Here is a 15,960-nt window from a genome sequence, read left to right as displayed (position 1 = left end):
AAGCTGCGAGACGGAACCGGCTGCGTAGGTGAGACCTGAGAGCACTTTCGAACGGTGCTGCTCGGCGCCGACTGGCGGCTGGTCGGGCCGCCGCTGCGCGCCGTCTCCGACTGGGCGGCCGATGGTGCGGAGGGCCTGATCGCTGCCGCCCGCGGCCTCGACGGCCGGTGCGGCTACCTGGATCGCGAGGGCCGCTGGGTGCGCGGCCCGGAGTTCGACCGGCCAGTACCCCTTCCTCGACGAGGAGTACGCCGAGGCCTACAGCGAACATTTCGAGGTCCTGCGCGACCGTCTCAGCACGCATGACGGCGAGCCATCGGTGCACGACGAGGACGACGACGGGCTGAGGTCGTCGGATTCGGACCGCCTGGCGGTGTGGCCGGTCGATGACCGGAAGCTGTATCTGCAGGAGTTCTCCGTCTTCGGCGACGGCGACTTCGAGTACCAGCTGTGGCTGGCGGTGGCGGCGGTGTGAGAGGTGAAGGGCCGGCCCGATGACCTGTACCTTGGCGCGACGCTTGAAGGTCACGTCCGGCTGAGTAGTGGAAAAGGTCTTCGTCCAGCCTGTCCTGCGGTCCCGGATCAAGCACCCGAGCGCTCTCAGAACTCAGCGACATCACTCACCTGGAGCATCGGGCGCGCTCGCCGCCGACCGACAGGTGCTCTCGCAACTCGCTTATGGAGCCAACGGGGGCTGGATCAGCGAGATAGCTGACGACTGGTGATCACCGGGGGTGCAGATCCTGGCAAGGCAGTGGCCGCGGTGGCGAAGGAGGCAACCCGCAGCAGTGATGTCCGCCATCGCTGGCAGGATGCCGGGCATGGTGAGATCACTGCGCATCGAGGGCTTCTCCATGGCCGGCAAGCCGGTCGGCTCGCCGGCCACCAAGTTCGGTGGCCAGCCCGTGTGGCTGACAGGCCCGCAGTGGCCGATCAGCACGGCATGGGACCGGCCGATGCGGTTCGTCGCCCAGATCGAGTTGGGCTCGGTACTCGAAGCGGCCGGCCAGGGGAAGATGGCCTACGTCTTCGTGACCCACGCCGATCACGAAGAGGCCGACTTCTTCGACCCCGACGTCATCGACCCCGACGGCGGCGAGAACGCTGTCATCGTGCAGCCGGGCGGGGACTACACCGGTCCGCTGCGCCCACTGGCGACCGGACCCGGACTCTACGGCCGCGACGGGTCGGCGGTGGAGTTCACCGTCGACCTCCGCCCGGTCGACGAGCCCGATTCCATGACGGATGCGGAACTCGAAGCCCTGCCCTCTGCCGACCGGGACGGCTACGTCGAGCGGATCGACGGCGACAAGATCGGCGGAACACCGCTGTTCTTCCAAGGCGACGATTGGCCGGACGGCGGCCCCTGGCGGCTGCTGCTGCAGTTGGACTCGAACTGGGTGCCGTTCCACCTCAACCTCGGCGCGTCGCCGAGGGTGTTCGCCTTCGTGTCCGAGGACGGCGCCCAGGGCAGGCTGCTCGTCCAGGACTCCTGAGCACAGGGCCCCGGTCATCGGGGCGAGGATTCTTGGGAACCCACACCTACCTGCCGCCCTCGACGCCGGCTCCGGCAAGCGCGTCTGGGACGACAGATGACGTGCTGACATGACAGCTAGCGTGCCGAGTCACACATCGCGGGCTACTCGATGCCAGCTGGTGACATGTATCGCGTTGAAGTGACAACCATCGCGTTCCGGCACATCTGACGGCGTGGTGGCCCGCCGTCGACGGTTGGAATCGAACAGGTGGGTGAGAATGCGCACAAAGGTTCGCATGTTCTGAGCATCTGATCACTCGACTGAGTGGTGTGTTCCGAACACATAGTGATCATGGTCGTCATGCTCCCGGCGCGGCCGCGAGCATGACGACCATGATCACACCACGCCGGTTAACCCTTGCCGCTGCCGCCGCCTGCGCCGTCCTGCTCACCCCCCTGCTGCCCACCGCCGCCCAGGCCGCGCCCACCCAGGCGCCGCGCACCCACAGCGAACGCCGGGTCGACGCGTACCTCGACCGGATCCGGGACGACCCGGAGCAGCTGCGCCGCTTCCTGCACGACCTGCCCAAGGGCGGTGACCTGCACAACCACCTCTCCGGAGCCGTCACCACCGAGCTGCTGATCCGGCTGGCCGCCGACGACGGCCTGTGCATCGACACCGCGACCCTCACCGCCCAGCCCGCCCCCTGCCCGGCCACCGCCCGCCCGGCCGGCGACGCCGTCACCGACCAGGCGTTCCGGCAGCAGGTCGTCCGGGCCTGGTCGATGCAGGACTTCACGCCCGGCGCGGAGTCCGGGCACGACCACTTCTTCGCCACCTTCGGCAAGTTCGGCGAGGCCAGCTGGCGCCACCCCGGCCGGATGCTCGCCGAGGTCACCAACACCATGGCCGACCAGCACCAGAGCTACCTGGAGACGATGCTCACCCCGGCGTCCCCCGGCGCCGCGGCGCTCGCCGCCAAGGTCGGCTGGGACCCGGACCTCGGCAAGCTGCGCGACAAGCTGCTCGCGGACGGCGGCATCGCCAAGCTCGTCGACCAGGCGCGCTCGGACGCGGACGCGATGTTCGACGAGTACCGCACCACCGAGAACTGCGGCACCGACCGGGCCGCCGCCGGCTGCGCCGTCACCGTCCGGATCGTCTCCCAGGCCTCCCGCGCCGCCGCCCCCGCCCGGGTCTTCACCCAGCTGCTGCTCGGCATGGAACTCGCCGACCGGGACGACCGGTTCGTCGCCGTCAACCTCGTCCAGCCCGAGGACTACCAGTCCTCGCTGGACAACTACGAGCTGCAGATGCGGATGCTCGACTACCTGCACCCGCTCTACCCGAAGGCCCACATCAGCCTGCACGCGGGCGAGTTGACCGGCGGCCTGGTCAAGCCGCAGGACCTGACCTTCCACATCCGCGAGGCGGTGCTCACCGGCCACGCCGAGCGGATCGGCCACGGCGTGGACGTCGCGAACGAGAGCGACGCGGCCGGGCTGCTCGACACCCTCGCCGACCGGCACGTGCTGATCGAGGTGCCGCTGACCAGCAACGAGCAGATCCTCCAGGTCTCCGGCCAGGAGCACCCGTTCCCGCTCTACCGGCGCCACGGCGTGCCGACCGCGCTCGCCACCGACGACCCGGGCGTGTCGCGCGGCGACATCACCGAGGAGTACCTGAAGGCCGCCACCCGCTACGACCTCGGCTACCGCGACCTGAAGGACCTCGCCCGGAACTCCCTGGAGTACGCCTTCCTGCCCGGCCGCAGCCTCTGGGCCGACCGTGACCGCTTCCGCCCGGCACCCGAGTGCGCCGGCGAGCGGCTCGGCGCCCCGAACCCCCGCAAGCGCTGCGCGGCGCTGCTCGCGGCCAGCCCGAAGGCGCAGCAGGAGTGGCAGCAGGAGCGCGGCTTCGGCGCGTTCGAGGCGGCGGTGCTGAACGGCGGCGCCTGACCGGACGGTCCGCCCCCGCCGCCTCCGCCCGTCCGTCCGGTTCCGGGCGCGGGCTGAGGTGGCGGGGGCCGGTCGGGGTCGGGACGGGGCGGCGCTGACGGCGTGGCAGGCTGTCCGGGTACCCGCAGCCCGCGACCAGGAGCACCGCCATGGACCGACCCGCCGCGCCCCGACCCGCCGCGCCCCGACCCGCCGCGCCCCGACCCGCCGCGCTGGGCCTCGACGCCGTCGCCTCCGGCCACCCGGCGGGCATCCTCGACGCCGCCGAGCGGGCCGAACGCCGGGGCATGGACCGGCTGGTGGTCGCCGAGACGGCGTACGACCCGTTCCTGCAGCTGGCCCGGGCCGCCGACCGGACGTCCCGGATCGAGCTGGCCACCGGCATCGCGGTCGCCTTCGCCCGCACCCCGATGACGCTGGCCTACCAGGCCTGGGGCCTGCACGCGGCCTCCGGCGGACGGGCGGTGATCGGGCTCGGCTCGCAGGTCAAGCCGCACATCGAGAAGCGCTTCGGGATGCCGTGGGACCGTCCGGCGGCCCGGATGCGCGAGTACGTGCACGCGGTGCGGGCGATCTGGCACAGCTGGCAGACCGGCGAACGGCTGCGCTTCCGGGGCGAGTTCTACACCCACACGGTGATGACGCCGGTCTTCGCGCCCGACCCGGTCCCGGCCGGGGCGCCGCGCATCCTGCTCGCGGGCGTCGGCCCGCTGATGACCCGCACCGCAGGGGAGGTGGCGGACGGCTTCCTCGGCCACCCCTTCTCTTCCACCGCCTACCTGACCGGGCAGGTGCTGCCCGGCCTGACCGCCGCCCGGGCGCGGGCCGAGGCCGAGGGCGCGGCGTGGACGGCGCGGCCGTTCGAGATCGTCGGCAACGTGCTCACCGCGACCGGGCGGACCGAGGAGGAGCTGGCCGCCAACCGGGCAGGGGTGCGCGAGCGGCTGGCCTTCTACGCCTCCACCCCGGCCTACCGCCCGGTGCTGGCGCAGCACGGCTGGGAGGCGCTGCAGGAGGAGCTGCACGCGCACTCGGTGCGCGGCCGCTGGGCCGAGATGGCGGAGCTGATCGACGACGAGGTGTTCGACACCTTCGCGGTGTCCGGCCCGGTGGAGGAGGTGGCCGAGGAGATCCACCGGCGGTACGCGGGCCTGGTCACCCGGCTGTCCGTCAACCTGCCGGAGGACGCGGACCCGGAGCTCGGCCTGGACGTGCTGGCGGCGGTGCGGGCGCTGGGCTGACGCACGGGGCCGGTCGCCCGCCGGGCCGGTCGGGCGTGGGTGGGCGCGCCCCCGGCGGGAAACGGTCGCCGATCGAACCGGGACGGCCGCCTCCCGGTCACGAGGTGACCGGGATCGGGCACCTTCGGGCAAACGGTTCCGGGCGGCGGACGGCGGGCGGCAGGATCGCGGGGACGGCCCGGGCATGTCATGACCCGGCCATCCGCTGCCGATCACGGGGGTGCCCGCGTGTCCGAGTCCGACCACCGAGCCACCGGCGCGGGGCCCGAGCCCGGCACCTCGGTGGTCGACCACTGGCAGCGCAGCTGGGAGCACCCCAACCTGTACGCGGTCGGCTGCGGCTCGATGCCCTCCCTCGGCACCTCCAACCCCTCGCTCACCATGGCCGCCCTCGCGCTGCGCAGCGCCGAGCGGATGCACCGGGACCTGCTGGAGCTGCACCGGCCGGCCGCGCCCACCAGCCCTGTTCCGCCCCGACCTTCCCGACCTTCCCGACCTTCCCGACCTTCCCGACCTTCGGAGACGCCATGGCCGGCCTGCCGCTGCCGCCCGTACCGGAGCCCTACCACCTGCTGTTCCACTACGGCGCGCTGCACAACATCGGCGTCGACTACCTGGTCGAACCGCAGCGGGCCCGCGAACTGCTCGCCAAGCGCCACCCCGGCCTGGCGGCCGCCGAGTTCGACGGCGCGGCCTGCGTCTCCCTCAACTACCAGCTCTACTTCGCCCAGTACCCGGGCGGCGGCGGCATCACCGAGGAGCTGGAGATCAACCTGATCGCCCATCCGGCGTGCGCCGAGGAGCGGATCCCGGCCCTCGACTACCGCCAGTACGCCCGGGGTCACGACCAGACCAAGCTGCTCGGCATCGCCCGGCTGCACGTGCTCTGCGACAACCCGCTCGCCATCGACGCCGGCCGCCGCCTGTACGCCGAACCCAAGTACCCGGGCTGGTTCGAGACCACCCTGCCCTCGCTCAACGCCCCTGCGGTGCACGAGCGTTGGTCCGTCTCCTGCCGCCGGGCGAGCCTCGGGGCGGACGGCCTCACCCGGCACGGCGAGGAACTGCTCGCCCTCGACGTCGACCTGACCGGCCTCACCCCCGAAGTCGTCACCAACACCCCGATCACCGGCTACGGCACCGACGACGAGGGCCGGCTGCTCGCCGGGCCGCTCAACGTCTACCAGCCGTACCGCTCCTACGCGTTGGACGACCGCACGGCCGGCCGCGTCCGCCTCGACCTCGGCAACCCGGCCGAGGAACCGGCCCGGGACCTCGCCCACCTGATCGCCGACGCCCCGGCGGTCGGCGTCTGGACCTACCAGTCCGCGCCGGTCGCCGCCCACAACCGGGCGTACTACGTGCGGTGAGCCGCCCGGCGGCGGGGCCGCATTCAGTGCGTTGAGCCGCCCCGCCGCCCGCCTCTAGGCTGACGGCCGACATGGACGACACCCAGGCCCTGAACCACCTGCACACCGGCGCCGACTACCTGCGGCTCGCCGAACGGACCGCCGACCCGGCGGTGCTGGGCGAACTCGCCCGCCGCGCCGACTACGCGTTCGTCTGGCAGGCGATCGCCCGGAACGCCGCCACGCCCACCGCGGTGCTCGCCGCGCTGGCCGGCCGCCGGAACAGCGACTACAACGACAACCGGCTGCTGTGCCTGATCGCCGCGCACCCCGCCGCCACCGGCGACGCCCTGGACGCGGTGGTCGACTCGGTGGCGACGCTCCTCGCCGAGGGCGAACGCCCGTACGCGGCGACGCTGGTGCTGGCCGCGCGGCCGGATGCGGCCGCCGAGCGGATCCTGGCGCTCGGCCGGCTCCCGGGCGCCTCCGCCCGGCTGCGGCGCGGCATCACCCGGGCCCTGGCGGCCCGCCCGCCCCGGTAGGGCTCGCCCTCGGGGCTCTTGGGTTGGCTTTTCCAACCTACCTCTCTATGGTGAGTCCGAGTTTCCAACTCACCTAGGGAGACGATGGGCATGGATGACCTGATCGCACAGGGCGTCAGCACGGCGACGAACGCCGCCGGTACCCGGACGACCCCCGCGCCCGGGGGCGTCGCGTTGACCAGGGCCACGGCGGTCGGCGGCGGCCACACGACCGCCTACCTCGCGGCCGGCCCCGAGGACGGTCCGATGCTCGTCCTCGTCCACGGCTGGCCGGCCAACGGCCTGACCTGGAAGCACCAGCTGACGGCCTTCGCCGCCCTGGGGTTCCGCGTGATCGCGCCCGACCTGCGCGGGTACGGAGGCTCGACGGTGCACCGGGCGCGGGACGCGTACGCCCAGGAGCGCCTCGTGGGCGACATGGTGGCCCTGCTCGACCACCTCGGCCGTGACCGGGCCGTCTGGATCGGACACGACTGGGGCAGCGCGACCGTCTGGGGCCTCGCCGCTCACCACCCCGAGCGCTGCGCGGCCGTGGCCAGTATCTGCGTCCCCTACCGCACGCTCGAACGCGGCATGGCCGACCTGCTCGCACACGTCAACCGCTCGATCTATCCGCCGGACACCCATCCGTACGCCCAGTTCGACTACATGCACTACTACGCGTCCCGGGCGGAGCGGGCCGCGCGGGTCTTCGACGCGCGGCCGGCCGACTCGGTGAAGGTCTTCTACCGCGGGGGCGTTCCGGCCGCGCACGGCACGCGGGGACGGACCTCGGAGATCACCGCGGGCGGGGGATGGTTCGGGGGTGCGGACGCGGCCCCGGACGTCTCGGTCGACACCGCGGTCCTGGACGAGGACCTGCTCGCCGACCTGACGTCCTCGCTGACCCGAACGGGCTTCGCGCCCTCGATCGCCTACTACCTCAACGACGAGGCCAACCGCGCCTACAGCGACACGTCGCTGAACGGCGGACGGCTGGACATGCCGGTCCTGTTCCTTGAAGCGTTCCACGATCAGGTCGCCGACACCTCCGTGTCCCGCCTCGCCGAGCCGATGCGGCGTCACTGCACCGATCTCACCGAGGAGTCGATCGACGCCGGGCACTGGGCCCAGCTCGAACGGCCCGCCGCCGTCAACGCCGCCCTCGCCCGCTGGCTCGCCACCAGGGCCCCGGGCCCGTGGTCCCGGCCGGCCCGCCGGTCGGTGGCCTGACGCCGGGTCGGCCGGGCCCGCCCGGGGCCGCCGCCGCGGCCCCGGCCCCGGCTACGGCGCCGGGCGGGTGGCGCGGCGTTCGCGCAGGGTGCGCAGGACCCGGCGGGTGGCGCGGGTGGCGACCGGTGGCAGCAGGTCGAGCGCCAGCCGGCGCGGGGTGGAGCGCTGGGGCGCCTGGACGGGCGCCTTCACCCGGTAGTTGAGCCGCAGCACCCGCGCCCCGGCGATGGTGTCCTCGTCGACCGTGTAGCCCTCGGCCAGCCAGTCGCGCCCCAGCAGCACCTCGCGGGCGGCTCCGGCGTCGCCCCAGGTGCCGTAGAACTTCATCGGGGTGAGCAGCACCGGCCGCAGTCCGCCGGTGAAGACGGCCTCCCAGACGGCGGCCGAGACGCCCGGGGTGTGCTCGGAGCGGTAGTCGTCGAGGGCGATCAGGCCGTCCTCGACCAGGGCGGCCCGGGCCACCGCGATGTCGCCCGCCACGTGCTCGTACAGGTGCGAGGCGTCGACGTGGACGAACCGGCAGCTGCCGGCCGGGATCCGGCCGTCCGCCAGGACGGAGGTCGGCGCCTGGACGATCTCGGGCAGCTCGCCGTGGAAGGCCAGGTAGTTCGCCTCGAAGGCGCTGCGGGTGAGCGTCCGGCGGTAGGACATCTCCATCTCGGCGGCGTTCTCGGTGTCCCCGGCCTCGGAGTCGAACAGGTCGCAGACGGTCAGCCGTTCGCCGGGCGCGAGGTGGTCGCCGAGCAGGACGGCGCTGCGCCCGAGGTAGCTGCCCAGCTCCAGGAGGTCGCCGGTGAGGCCGGCCGCGGTCTGGGCGGCGAGCAGATGGTGGAAGGCGGCCCGGTCGAGGCCGAAGAACCAGCCGGGGATGTCGTCCCGCTTCAGCGGGGCGGGCTGGTCGGCCGCGGTCTCGGCAGTGGGCACGGCAGCCTCCAGGGGTGGGACGGACGCGGCGACGGTGCACGCCGCGGCGGGTGAGCGCCGGGGTCGTGGCGGATCATCATAGCGACGGCGGGCCGTGCCCGGACCAGGGGTCGAACACATGGATCCGCGCAGCCCAGGGGGTTCGCCCGCCTGTTCGGAACGGGTCACTCCGGGGGGTGTCGCGCGGCTATTCCGGCCGGGGGCGGGCGGTCGATTCGAGCTCCGCGATCGTCTCGGCCAGCCAGGCGCGCTCGGCCGCGGTGGAGGCGCGGGCGACCAGCAGCATGCCCCGGCGGAACGGGTTGGGCTCGGTCTCGGCGCGGACCGGCCGGCCGTCGCCCTCGTAGAAGAAGCTGCTCGGTTCGTCCAGGAAGGCCAGCCGCCGCCGCAGCACCGCGCTCTGGCGGGCCGGGTCGGCGAGGTGGTGGAGGAAGGCGGCGAGCGCGAAGAAGCGGATCTGGTCGGTGATCTCGGCCTGTTCCGGGTCGGCCAGCCGCCGCTGGAGCTCGGCCCGGCCCTCGTCGGTCAGTTCCAGGGTCTGCCGCGGGGCGGCTCCGGTGCCCGGTTCGGTCCGGCGCCGGAGCAGTCCGGCCTTCTCCAGCCGGGTGATGGCCGGGTAGAGCGCGCCGTCGCTGACCGGGCGGACGTGCCCGGTCAGGCCGGTGATCCGGGACTTCAGCTCGTATCCGTGCAGCGGCTGGTCGTACAGGAAGCCGAGGATCGCGAGGGTCAGCACGCTCGGGGCCCTTTCGTCGGGTGCGCCGGTGGTCCGGGTGGGGCGGTGGTCCGGGTGGGGCGGTGGTCCGGGTGGGTCGGTGGTCCGGGTGGGGCGGAGTGCCGCCATGCTACCTCTTGCCGATGTGCATCGATTCGATGTATCTCCTATCGTGGCACCTCGCTTCGAGGTATTGGAAGCGGAACACCGATGAATCAGCGATCCTCAGGGGGGACCATGCGCGGACACCTGCGACGACTGGGCGCACTGGCCGGACCGGTCTACGTCGAACTGCTCTCCGGCGTCCTCGCCACGGTGGTGAGCACCTTCTGGGTCGCCCGCCTCGGCGGCGCCGCCGTCGCCGCCGTGACCCTCGCCGGCACCGTCGAGAACCTGCTGCTCGGCGTCATCCTGGTCGTGGCCTCCGGCACCAGCGTCCGCCTCGCCCGCGCCCGCGGCGCCGCCGACCCCGCCGAGACCGCCCGGACCACCCGCGCCGCCTGGTGGCTCTGCGCCGCCGCCACGCTCGCCCTCGCCGTGCCCGGCTCCCTGCTGCGCCGGCAGCTGGCCGGAGCCTTCCTCGACGGCCGGGCCGCCGCCCTCGCCGCCGACTACTTCGCCGTCGCCCTGCCCGCCCTCGGACTGTTCTTCGCGCAGCGCGTCGCCGACGAACTCTTCAAGGGCGCGGGCGACACCCGTACCCCGATGCGGATCGCGCTGCTCTCCAACGCCCTGCTGCTCGTCCTCGACCCGCTGCTCGTCCTCGGCGCCGGGCCGCTGCCCGCCCTCGGCGTCACCGGCGCGGCGCTCGCGCTGACCGCCGCCCGGGCGATCGCCCTCGCCGTCACCCTGCGGCTGCGGCCCCCCACGGTCCCCGCGGCCGCCGGCGCGCCCACGGGAGTCGGCACCGCCGCCGGACGGATCCTGCGCGCGGGGCTGCCGTTCGGCCTGGACTTCACCGCCCGGATGGCCGTCGGCACCGCCCAACTCGCCCTGACCGCGGGCTTCGGCGTCGCGGCGGTCGCCGGGTACGGGGTCGGCTACCGGCTGCTGCTCGTCGCCACCATGGCCTTCTACGCGCTGCGCCAGGCCGCCGCGATCGAGGCCGCCCGGCTCGGCGGCGCCGGCGCGACCGGGGCGCTGCGCGCACTGCACCGGGCGGTGGGCCGGTCGGCCGCGCTGGTCGGGGCCCTCGCGGCCGTCCTCGCCGCGACGGCGGCCGGCCCGCTGACGGCGCTGTTCACCCGGGACGAGGCGGTGGCCGGGCAGGCGGAGACCTTCCTGCGCACGGCGGCGCTCTACCTGCTCCCGTACGCGCTGGTGGTCGCGCTCGGCGGCGTGTACCAGGGGGCGGGCGCCGGGCGGCCGGTGGTGGTCTCCGTGCTGCTCGGGCTGGGCGCCCAACTCGCCGCCTCGGTCGGCCTGTCGGGGCCGCTGGGCGTGGTCGGCGTGTGGGCGGGGCCGGCGGTCGGGGCGGTCGTGCAGCTGGCGGTGCTGACGTTGCGCAGGGCCCGGATCGGTGAGGATCCAGGCCCTGCGGTGGGTCGGAGCGTCAGCCCCGCGGGTGCCGGAACCGGCCGGGCCGGCAGCCGTCCGCGGCCGGGCGGGCTCGGCTCGTAGGTTCCGGACCCGGCCGCGGAGATCGCGGTGACGTGGCCGCCGCCGTCGAGGAGCGCGGCGCCGTTCCAGGTGCCGTTGGTGTTGCGCTGGTTGTCGAACACCATCCCACCGGACAGGGTCTGCACCTGCATCGTGCCGTTCGGCAGGGCCGCCGCGGAGACGGAGCTCACGCTGCCGCCGCCGTCCATCAGGGCCGCGCCCGACGGCCGAGATCGGTGCACAGCTGCGCACCGCCCCGGCGCTGCCGCCCCGGCTGCTCATCGTCGACCGGGCCACCGCCCTCGTCCCGCTCGACCCGCAGGCGGGAACGTCCAGCGCCGTCGTGGTCACCGCGCCCGGGATCGTGGCGGCGCTCGCCGAACTGTTCGACCGGATCTGGGAGATCGCCGTCCCCTTGGAGGACGCCCCGGTCCCCGACGAGGCCACCGGCATCACCCCCCACCGAACGGGAACTCCGTTCCAATCCCGCCGGTGGGCCCGGCGGCGTGCCAAGGTGGCCGGTATGCAGACGCTCCCGGACGGGCGGCCGATTCCGCCCCCGCACGCCGATGAACGGGCCATGCTGGAAGCCTGGTTGGACTTCCACCGGGCGACGCTCGCGCTCAAGGTCGAGGGCTTGGACGAGCATCAGGTGCGGATGGCCTCGGCCGGGCCCTCGGCGATGACCCTGCTCGGACTGGTCCAGCACCTCGCCGAGGTCGAACGCCAGTGGTGCCAGCGGGTGTTCGCCGGCCTGGACGCGCCCGCCCCGCACGGGGACGACGGCCGGGACGGCTTCGCCCTGACGCCCGACCGCGGCATGGCCGACGCGGTCGCCGAGTGGGACGCCGAGGTCGAACGCGGCCGCGCACTGATCGCCGACGCCTCGCTGGACGACCCCGGGCACCTGCCGCCGCGGGACGCGGCCGCGCTCGGCTCCGCGACCGTCTCGCTGCGCTGGATCCTGCTGCACCTGATCGAGGAGTACGCCCGCCACAACGGCCATGCCGACCTGCTGCGGGAGGGCATCGACGGGGTCACCGGGGTGTGAGCACCGGCTCGGGCTCCCCGGCGGGCACCCGGGCGGCGAGCAGTACGCCGAGCGCCGCCACGGCGGCCAGCGCCGACACGCCCGGCGCGAGCGCCGCGCCGGGCGCCGTCCGCCCGGCGACGGTGGTGGCCAGGGCGACGCCCAGCGCCGGGCCGATGTTGAGCACCGTCTGCTGCAGCCCGCCCGCCACCCCGGCCTCGGCCGCGGGCGCGCCCCGGACGATCGCCACCGTGGCGGTGGCCATCACGGTGCCGAACCCGGCCCCCAGCAGCAGGAAGCAGCCGCCGACCTCGACGGCCCCCGCGCCCGGGCCCAGCCGCGCGACCAGTAGCGCGCCCGCCGTGACCAGGGACGTCCCCAGCAGCAGGGTGGCGCGCGGGCCCCGGCGCTTCGCCTGCTTCGCCGAGGCCGGCGCCGCGAGGACCATCGCCAGGGCCAGCGGCACCGCCCGCACCGCGCTGCGCAGCGGGCTCAGCCCGAGCACGTCCTGCAGGTAGTAGGTGGCGAGGAACAGTGTGCCGAAGAGCGCCGCCGAGGCCGTCAGCAGGACGCCGAGCGCCGGGGCCACCGCCGCCGAGCGGAGCAGCCCGAGCGGCAGCAGCGGGCGGGCGGCGCGCCGCTCCTGCCGGAGCAGCGCCAGGCCGAACCCGGCGGAGGCGGCCAGGCCGAGCGCGGTGGCGGCCGACCAGCCGGTGTCCGGCAGGGCGGTGAGCGCGTGCACCAGGCAGGCGAGCGCGAGCGCCAGCAGGGCCGCGCCCGGCAGGTCGAAGCCGGCGCGGCGGGCCGCCGGCTCGGGCGCCTCCGCCGGGACTGCCAGGGCGAGCAGCCCGGCGGCCGCGGCCAGCGGCACGCCGAGCAGGAACACCGCCCGCCAGCCCAGCTGGGTGGTCAGCGCGCCGCCGACCAGCGGCCCGGCGGCCGCCGCCAGCCCGATCGCGCTGGTGCGGGCCGCGATCGCGCCGGGCAGCCGCTCGGCGGGCAGCGCGGTGCGCAGCAGGCCCAGGGTGGCCGGTTGCAGCAGGGCGCCGGCCACGCCCTGGAGGGCCCGCAGGGCGATCACCCAGCCGATGCCGGGGGCGAGCGCGATCCCGGCGGAGGCGGCGGCGAAGCCGGCCACGCCGAGGGTGAAGAGGTGCCGGTGCCCGTAGCGGTCGCCGAGGCGGCCGGCCGGGACGAGCAGGGCGGCGACGGTCAGCAGGTAGCCGGTGCTGGTCCACTGGACGGCGGCGACGGAGGCGTGCAGGTCGTGCTGGAGGGTGGGTTGGGCGACCGTCAGGACCGTTCCGTCCAGGGCGACGAGGACGGCGCCCGTCACGCTCGCGGCGAGGATCGGCCCGGGGCGGGGCGCCTGCTCCGTCCGCCGTCCGGGCCTCATCGGGCGGCCGGGCCGAGGTGGGCGTCCAGGGTGGCCCGAAGGACCGGTTCGAGCGCGTCGCCGCCGGTGGCGAGCCCGAGGCTGCCGGTGGCGCGCAGCTGGGCGAGGCCGTGCAGGTTGGCCCACAGGGCGGCGGTGGCGGCGGTCGGGTCGTCGGACTGCGGGTGGCACTCGCCGACCAGCCGCGCCATCGTGCGGAACAGCGGCAGGGTGGTGCGGCGCAGCTCGGCGCCGCTGCCCTCCAGCAGGTCGTGGCGGAACATCAGCTCGAACATGCCGGGGCCGGCCGCCGCGAAGGCGAGGTAGGCGCGGGCGAGCGCGTCGAGCCGGGTGCGGGCGTCCGCGCCGGTGCCGGCGGCGAGCGAGTCCGCGCCGGCCAGGGCGTCGGTGAGGCGGCCGAAGCCCTGGCGGGCGATGGCGGCGAGCAGGTGCCGGTGGGTGGGGAAGTGGCGGCGCGGTGCGCCGTGCGAGACGCCGGCCCGGCGGGCGATCTCCCGCAGGCCGAGCGCGTGGACGCCCTCGCTGTTCACCAACTCGACGCCGGCGGCCACCAGTCGGGCCCGCAGGTCCAGCTCCTGATCGATCATGGGCCCTTGTCTAGCAGAAGGGCGTAGACACTGTCTACTCGCGGGCGGGGGAGGGTGGGGAGCAGAATCGGCGGCATGGACGAAGGCGGAGAGTCGGCCTGCCGGCTGGACCGGGTGTGCCCGGAGTGCGGACGGCTGCGCGAGCGGCCCGGCCCCGAGCCGTGCGAGAACTGCGGGGCGGGCGGCGGCCGGGAGGAGACGGGCGACGACGATGGGTCCGCCGGCCCGCGTTGACCGAATCGTGTGATGGGCTTGGCAAGGGCTTTGCCGTCCTGTCCAATCGTGACCTCACGGACCGTCGGAAGGAGCCCTCGTGAAGTCGCGCACCCGTCAGCCGGCAGTCGCGTCCGGACGTCCCACCCCGCTCGACAGATCCGCCCCCACCGCACGCCCGCCCGGCGCCGCCGCCCGGCGCCGCGCCGCGGCCGTGCTGACCGCCGCCGCCCTGGCCGCCGCACTGCTGCTCGCCGGGGCCGGCCCGGCCGCCGCCGACCCCGATCCGGCGCGCAAGGCCGCCAGGCTCGCCGCCCGGCTGGTGGCGGCCAGCAGCGCCGAGGACGCCCACGACACCCTGGCGGCGCTCCAGCGCATCGCGGACCGCAACGGCGGCACCCGGTTCGCCGGGTCGAAGGGCCACGACGAATCGGCGCGGTACGTCTACGAGCAGGCACGCCTGGCCGGGCTCAAGGTGTCCCGGCAGGAGTTCGTGTACACGTTCTTCGAGGCCCGCACGCAGCGGCTGGAGGTGGTCTCGCCGCAGGCCGAGAGCGTGCCGGTGATCGCGATGACCTACTCGGTGAGCGGCCCGGACGCCGGCCTGACCGCCGAGCTGGGGGTCGCGCCGGTCGGCGCGGCGACCGGCTGCACGGCCGCCGACTACCCGGCCGGCTCGGTCGCCGGGAAGATCGCGCTGATCAGGCGCGGCGGGTGCGGCTTCGCCGCCAAGCAGGCCGCCGCGGCCGGGGCGGGCGCGGTCGGCGCGCTCGTCTACAACAACGCGGACGGCGACCTCAACGGCACCCTCGGGGACCCGGCCGCGGGGAAGGTCCCGACCGGCGGGATCAGCCGGGCCGCCGGTGAGGCCCTGGCCGCGCAGGCCGCCGCCGGGCCCGTCCGGGTGACGCTGGACATCCGCACCTTCATGGAGCCGCGCAAGACCTGGAACGTCCTCGCCGAGACCAGGGGCGGCGACCCGGACAACACCGTGATGGTCGGCGCACACCTGGACTCGGTGCCCGCCGGGCCCGGCATCAACGACAACGGCTCCGGCTCGGCCGGCATCCTGGAGGTCGCCCGCAACCTGAGCATCCACCCGGTGAAGAACAAGGTCCGCTTCGCCTGGTGGTCCGCCGAGGAGTTCGGCCTCAAGGGCTCCGAGGCGTACGTCGACTCGCTGTCCGACGCGGATCGGAAGAAGATCCGGCTCTACCTCAACTTCGACATGATCGCCTCGCCCAACTACGCGCAGTTCGTCTACAACGGCTCCGGCAGCACCGGCGGCGGCGCCGGCCCCGAGGGATCGGCCCAGATCGAACGGGACCTCACCGGCTACCTCGACGGCCGGGCCGTCCCGCACGAGCCGACCGCCTTCAACGGCCGCTCCGACTACGGCCCGTTCATCGACGCGGGCATCCCGGCCGGCGGCACCGACACCGGCGCCGAGGTCGTCAAGTCCCCGGAGCAGGCGGCTCGTTACGGCGGCACGGCGGGTACCGCCCTCGACCCGTGCTACCACCAGGCCTGCGACGACCTGGGCAACCTCGACCTGGGCGCCTTCGACGTCAACATCGACGTGATCGCCCACGCCGTCGGCACCTACGCCTGGGACCTCTCCTCCCTCCGGCTCCCCGCCCCGGCCCAGCGCCAGGCCGTCGCCGCCCCGGCCGGCGGCCACGGCCTCACCGCCTGACCCGCGCCAGGGCCCGCCGC

The 15,960-nt window shown here is 74.7% G+C and carries 15 protein-coding genes and 1 pseudogene; 12 read left to right on the top strand and 4 right to left on the bottom strand.

The window, feature by feature from the left end; genetic code table 11:
• The first annotated feature begins 319 nt into the window (after positions 1-319).
• The 8 genes and pseudogenes from ACPC54_RS24285 (at position 320) to ACPC54_RS24250 (ending at position 7,780) form a co-directional block, all read left to right on the top strand.
• Positions 320-475, top strand: a complete 156-nt coding sequence (locus tag ACPC54_RS24285) for a hypothetical protein (RefSeq protein WP_498967619.1) — start codon at positions 320-322, stop codon at positions 473-475.
• Positions 476-821: 346 nt separating this feature from the next.
• Complete coding sequence (locus ACPC54_RS24280; protein WP_498967617.1) at positions 822-1,496, top strand: DUF1963 domain-containing protein; 675 nt, start codon at positions 822-824, stop codon at positions 1,494-1,496.
• A 365-nt stretch (positions 1,497-1,861) separates the two neighbouring features.
• The gene (locus tag ACPC54_RS24275) at positions 1,862-3,436 is read left to right on the top strand and encodes an adenosine deaminase family protein (protein ID WP_498967616.1); all 1,575 of its coding nucleotides are present in this window, start codon (positions 1,862-1,864) and stop codon (positions 3,434-3,436) included.
• A 149-nt stretch (positions 3,437-3,585) separates the two neighbouring features.
• Positions 3,586-4,677 carry a TIGR03617 family F420-dependent LLM class oxidoreductase gene (locus ACPC54_RS24270; RefSeq protein ID WP_498967614.1) on the top strand — a complete coding sequence of 364 codons (1,092 nt, stop codon included), beginning with the start codon at positions 3,586-3,588 and terminating at the stop codon, positions 4,675-4,677.
• A gap of 189 nt (positions 4,678-4,866) precedes the next feature.
• Positions 4,867-5,061: pseudogene (locus ACPC54_RS24265) on the top strand (GMC oxidoreductase); the annotation flags it as partial.
• A gap of 143 nt (positions 5,062-5,204) precedes the next feature.
• Positions 5,205-6,047 (top strand): hypothetical protein, encoded by an 843-nt coding sequence (locus tag ACPC54_RS24260; RefSeq protein ID WP_498967613.1) that lies wholly within the window; start codon positions 5,205-5,207, stop codon positions 6,045-6,047.
• A 71-nt stretch (positions 6,048-6,118) separates the two neighbouring features.
• The gene (locus ACPC54_RS24255; RefSeq protein WP_498967612.1) at positions 6,119-6,568 is read left to right on the top strand and encodes a hypothetical protein; all 450 of its coding nucleotides are present in this window, start codon (positions 6,119-6,121) and stop codon (positions 6,566-6,568) included.
• 90 nt (positions 6,569-6,658) lie between these two features.
• On the top strand, positions 6,659-7,780 hold the full coding sequence (locus ACPC54_RS24250) for an alpha/beta hydrolase (protein WP_498967611.1): 1,122 nt from the start codon (positions 6,659-6,661) through the stop codon (positions 7,778-7,780).
• A gap of 51 nt (positions 7,781-7,831) precedes the next feature.
• On the opposite strand, the gene ACPC54_RS24245 is transcribed toward ACPC54_RS24250, so the two are convergent.
• On the bottom strand, positions 7,832-8,704 hold the full coding sequence (locus ACPC54_RS24245) for a class I SAM-dependent methyltransferase (protein WP_498967609.1): 873 nt from the start codon (positions 8,702-8,704) through the stop codon (positions 7,832-7,834).
• A 187-nt stretch (positions 8,705-8,891) separates the two neighbouring features.
• The gene (locus ACPC54_RS24240; RefSeq protein ID WP_498967608.1) at positions 8,892-9,440 is read right to left on the bottom strand and encodes a PadR family transcriptional regulator; all 549 of its coding nucleotides are present in this window, start codon (positions 9,438-9,440) and stop codon (positions 8,892-8,894) included.
• 216 nt (positions 9,441-9,656) lie between these two features.
• Here ACPC54_RS24240 and ACPC54_RS24235 point away from each other — a divergent pair, with 216 nt between their 5' ends.
• Entirely contained in the window at positions 9,657-11,039 is a 1,383-nt protein-coding gene (locus ACPC54_RS24235) for an MATE family efflux transporter (protein WP_498967607.1), read from the top strand.
• 322 nt (positions 11,040-11,361) lie between these two features.
• Entirely contained in the window at positions 11,362-12,069 is a 708-nt protein-coding gene (locus ACPC54_RS24230) for a DinB family protein (RefSeq protein WP_498967606.1), read from the top strand.
• On the opposite strand, the gene ACPC54_RS24225 is transcribed toward ACPC54_RS24230, so the two are convergent.
• Together ACPC54_RS24225 and ACPC54_RS24220 are read right to left on the bottom strand one after the other, a co-directional pair.
• Complete coding sequence (locus tag ACPC54_RS24225) at positions 12,056-13,384, bottom strand: MFS transporter (protein WP_498967605.1); 1,329 nt, start codon at positions 13,382-13,384, stop codon at positions 12,056-12,058. The two genes, ACPC54_RS24230 and ACPC54_RS24225, sit on opposite strands and share 14 nt — an antisense overlap.
• A 56-nt stretch (positions 13,385-13,440) precedes the next feature.
• Positions 13,441-14,031 carry a TetR/AcrR family transcriptional regulator gene (locus ACPC54_RS24220; RefSeq protein WP_498967604.1) on the bottom strand — a complete coding sequence of 197 codons (591 nt, stop codon included), beginning with the start codon at positions 14,029-14,031 and terminating at the stop codon, positions 13,441-13,443.
• 75 nt (positions 14,032-14,106) lie between these two features.
• Between ACPC54_RS24220 and ACPC54_RS24215 the strand changes: the two genes are divergently transcribed.
• Both ACPC54_RS24215 and ACPC54_RS24210 read left to right on the top strand, forming a co-directional pair.
• Positions 14,107-14,265, top strand: a complete 159-nt coding sequence (locus ACPC54_RS24215) for a hypothetical protein (protein ID WP_498967602.1) — start codon at positions 14,107-14,109, stop codon at positions 14,263-14,265.
• 193 nt (positions 14,266-14,458) lie between these two features.
• On the top strand, positions 14,459-15,940 hold the full coding sequence (locus ACPC54_RS24210) for a M28 family metallopeptidase (protein ID WP_498967795.1): 1,482 nt from the start codon (positions 14,459-14,461) through the stop codon (positions 15,938-15,940).
• Positions 15,941-15,960 lie beyond the last annotated feature (20 nt).

The sequence above is a fragment of the Kitasatospora sp. NPDC094028 genome (genome assembly GCF_049543595.1).
Lineage (GTDB): Bacteria > Actinomycetota > Actinomycetes > Streptomycetales > Streptomycetaceae > Kitasatospora.
The sequence above is the reverse complement of the archived record's forward strand: the minus strand, read 5'-3'. Positions and strand labels throughout refer to the sequence as shown.

What these genes read in the sequence shown, in the direction of transcription:
- ACPC54_RS24250 (WP_498967611.1), top strand. Translation starts at nt 6,659, where the DNA reads ATGGATGACCTGATCGCACAGGGCGTCAGCACGGCGACGAACGCCGCC.
- ACPC54_RS24255 (WP_498967612.1), top strand. Translation starts at nt 6,119, where the DNA reads ATGGACGACACCCAGGCCCTGAACCACCTGCACACCGGCGCCGACTAC.
- ACPC54_RS24220 (WP_498967604.1), bottom strand. Translation starts at nt 14,031, where the DNA reads ATGATCGATCAGGAGCTGGACCTGCGGGCCCGACTGGTGGCCGCCGGC.
- ACPC54_RS24280 (WP_498967617.1), top strand. Translation starts at nt 822, where the DNA reads ATGGTGAGATCACTGCGCATCGAGGGCTTCTCCATGGCCGGCAAGCCG.
- ACPC54_RS24235 (WP_498967607.1), top strand. Translation starts at nt 9,657, where the DNA reads ATGCGCGGACACCTGCGACGACTGGGCGCACTGGCCGGACCGGTCTAC.
- ACPC54_RS24260 (WP_498967613.1), top strand. Translation starts at nt 5,205, where the DNA reads ATGGCCGGCCTGCCGCTGCCGCCCGTACCGGAGCCCTACCACCTGCTG.
- ACPC54_RS24270 (WP_498967614.1), top strand. Translation starts at nt 3,586, where the DNA reads ATGGACCGACCCGCCGCGCCCCGACCCGCCGCGCCCCGACCCGCCGCG.
- ACPC54_RS24275 (WP_498967616.1), top strand. Translation starts at nt 1,862, where the DNA reads ATGACGACCATGATCACACCACGCCGGTTAACCCTTGCCGCTGCCGCC.
- ACPC54_RS24215 (WP_498967602.1), top strand. Translation starts at nt 14,107, where the DNA reads ATGGACGAAGGCGGAGAGTCGGCCTGCCGGCTGGACCGGGTGTGCCCG.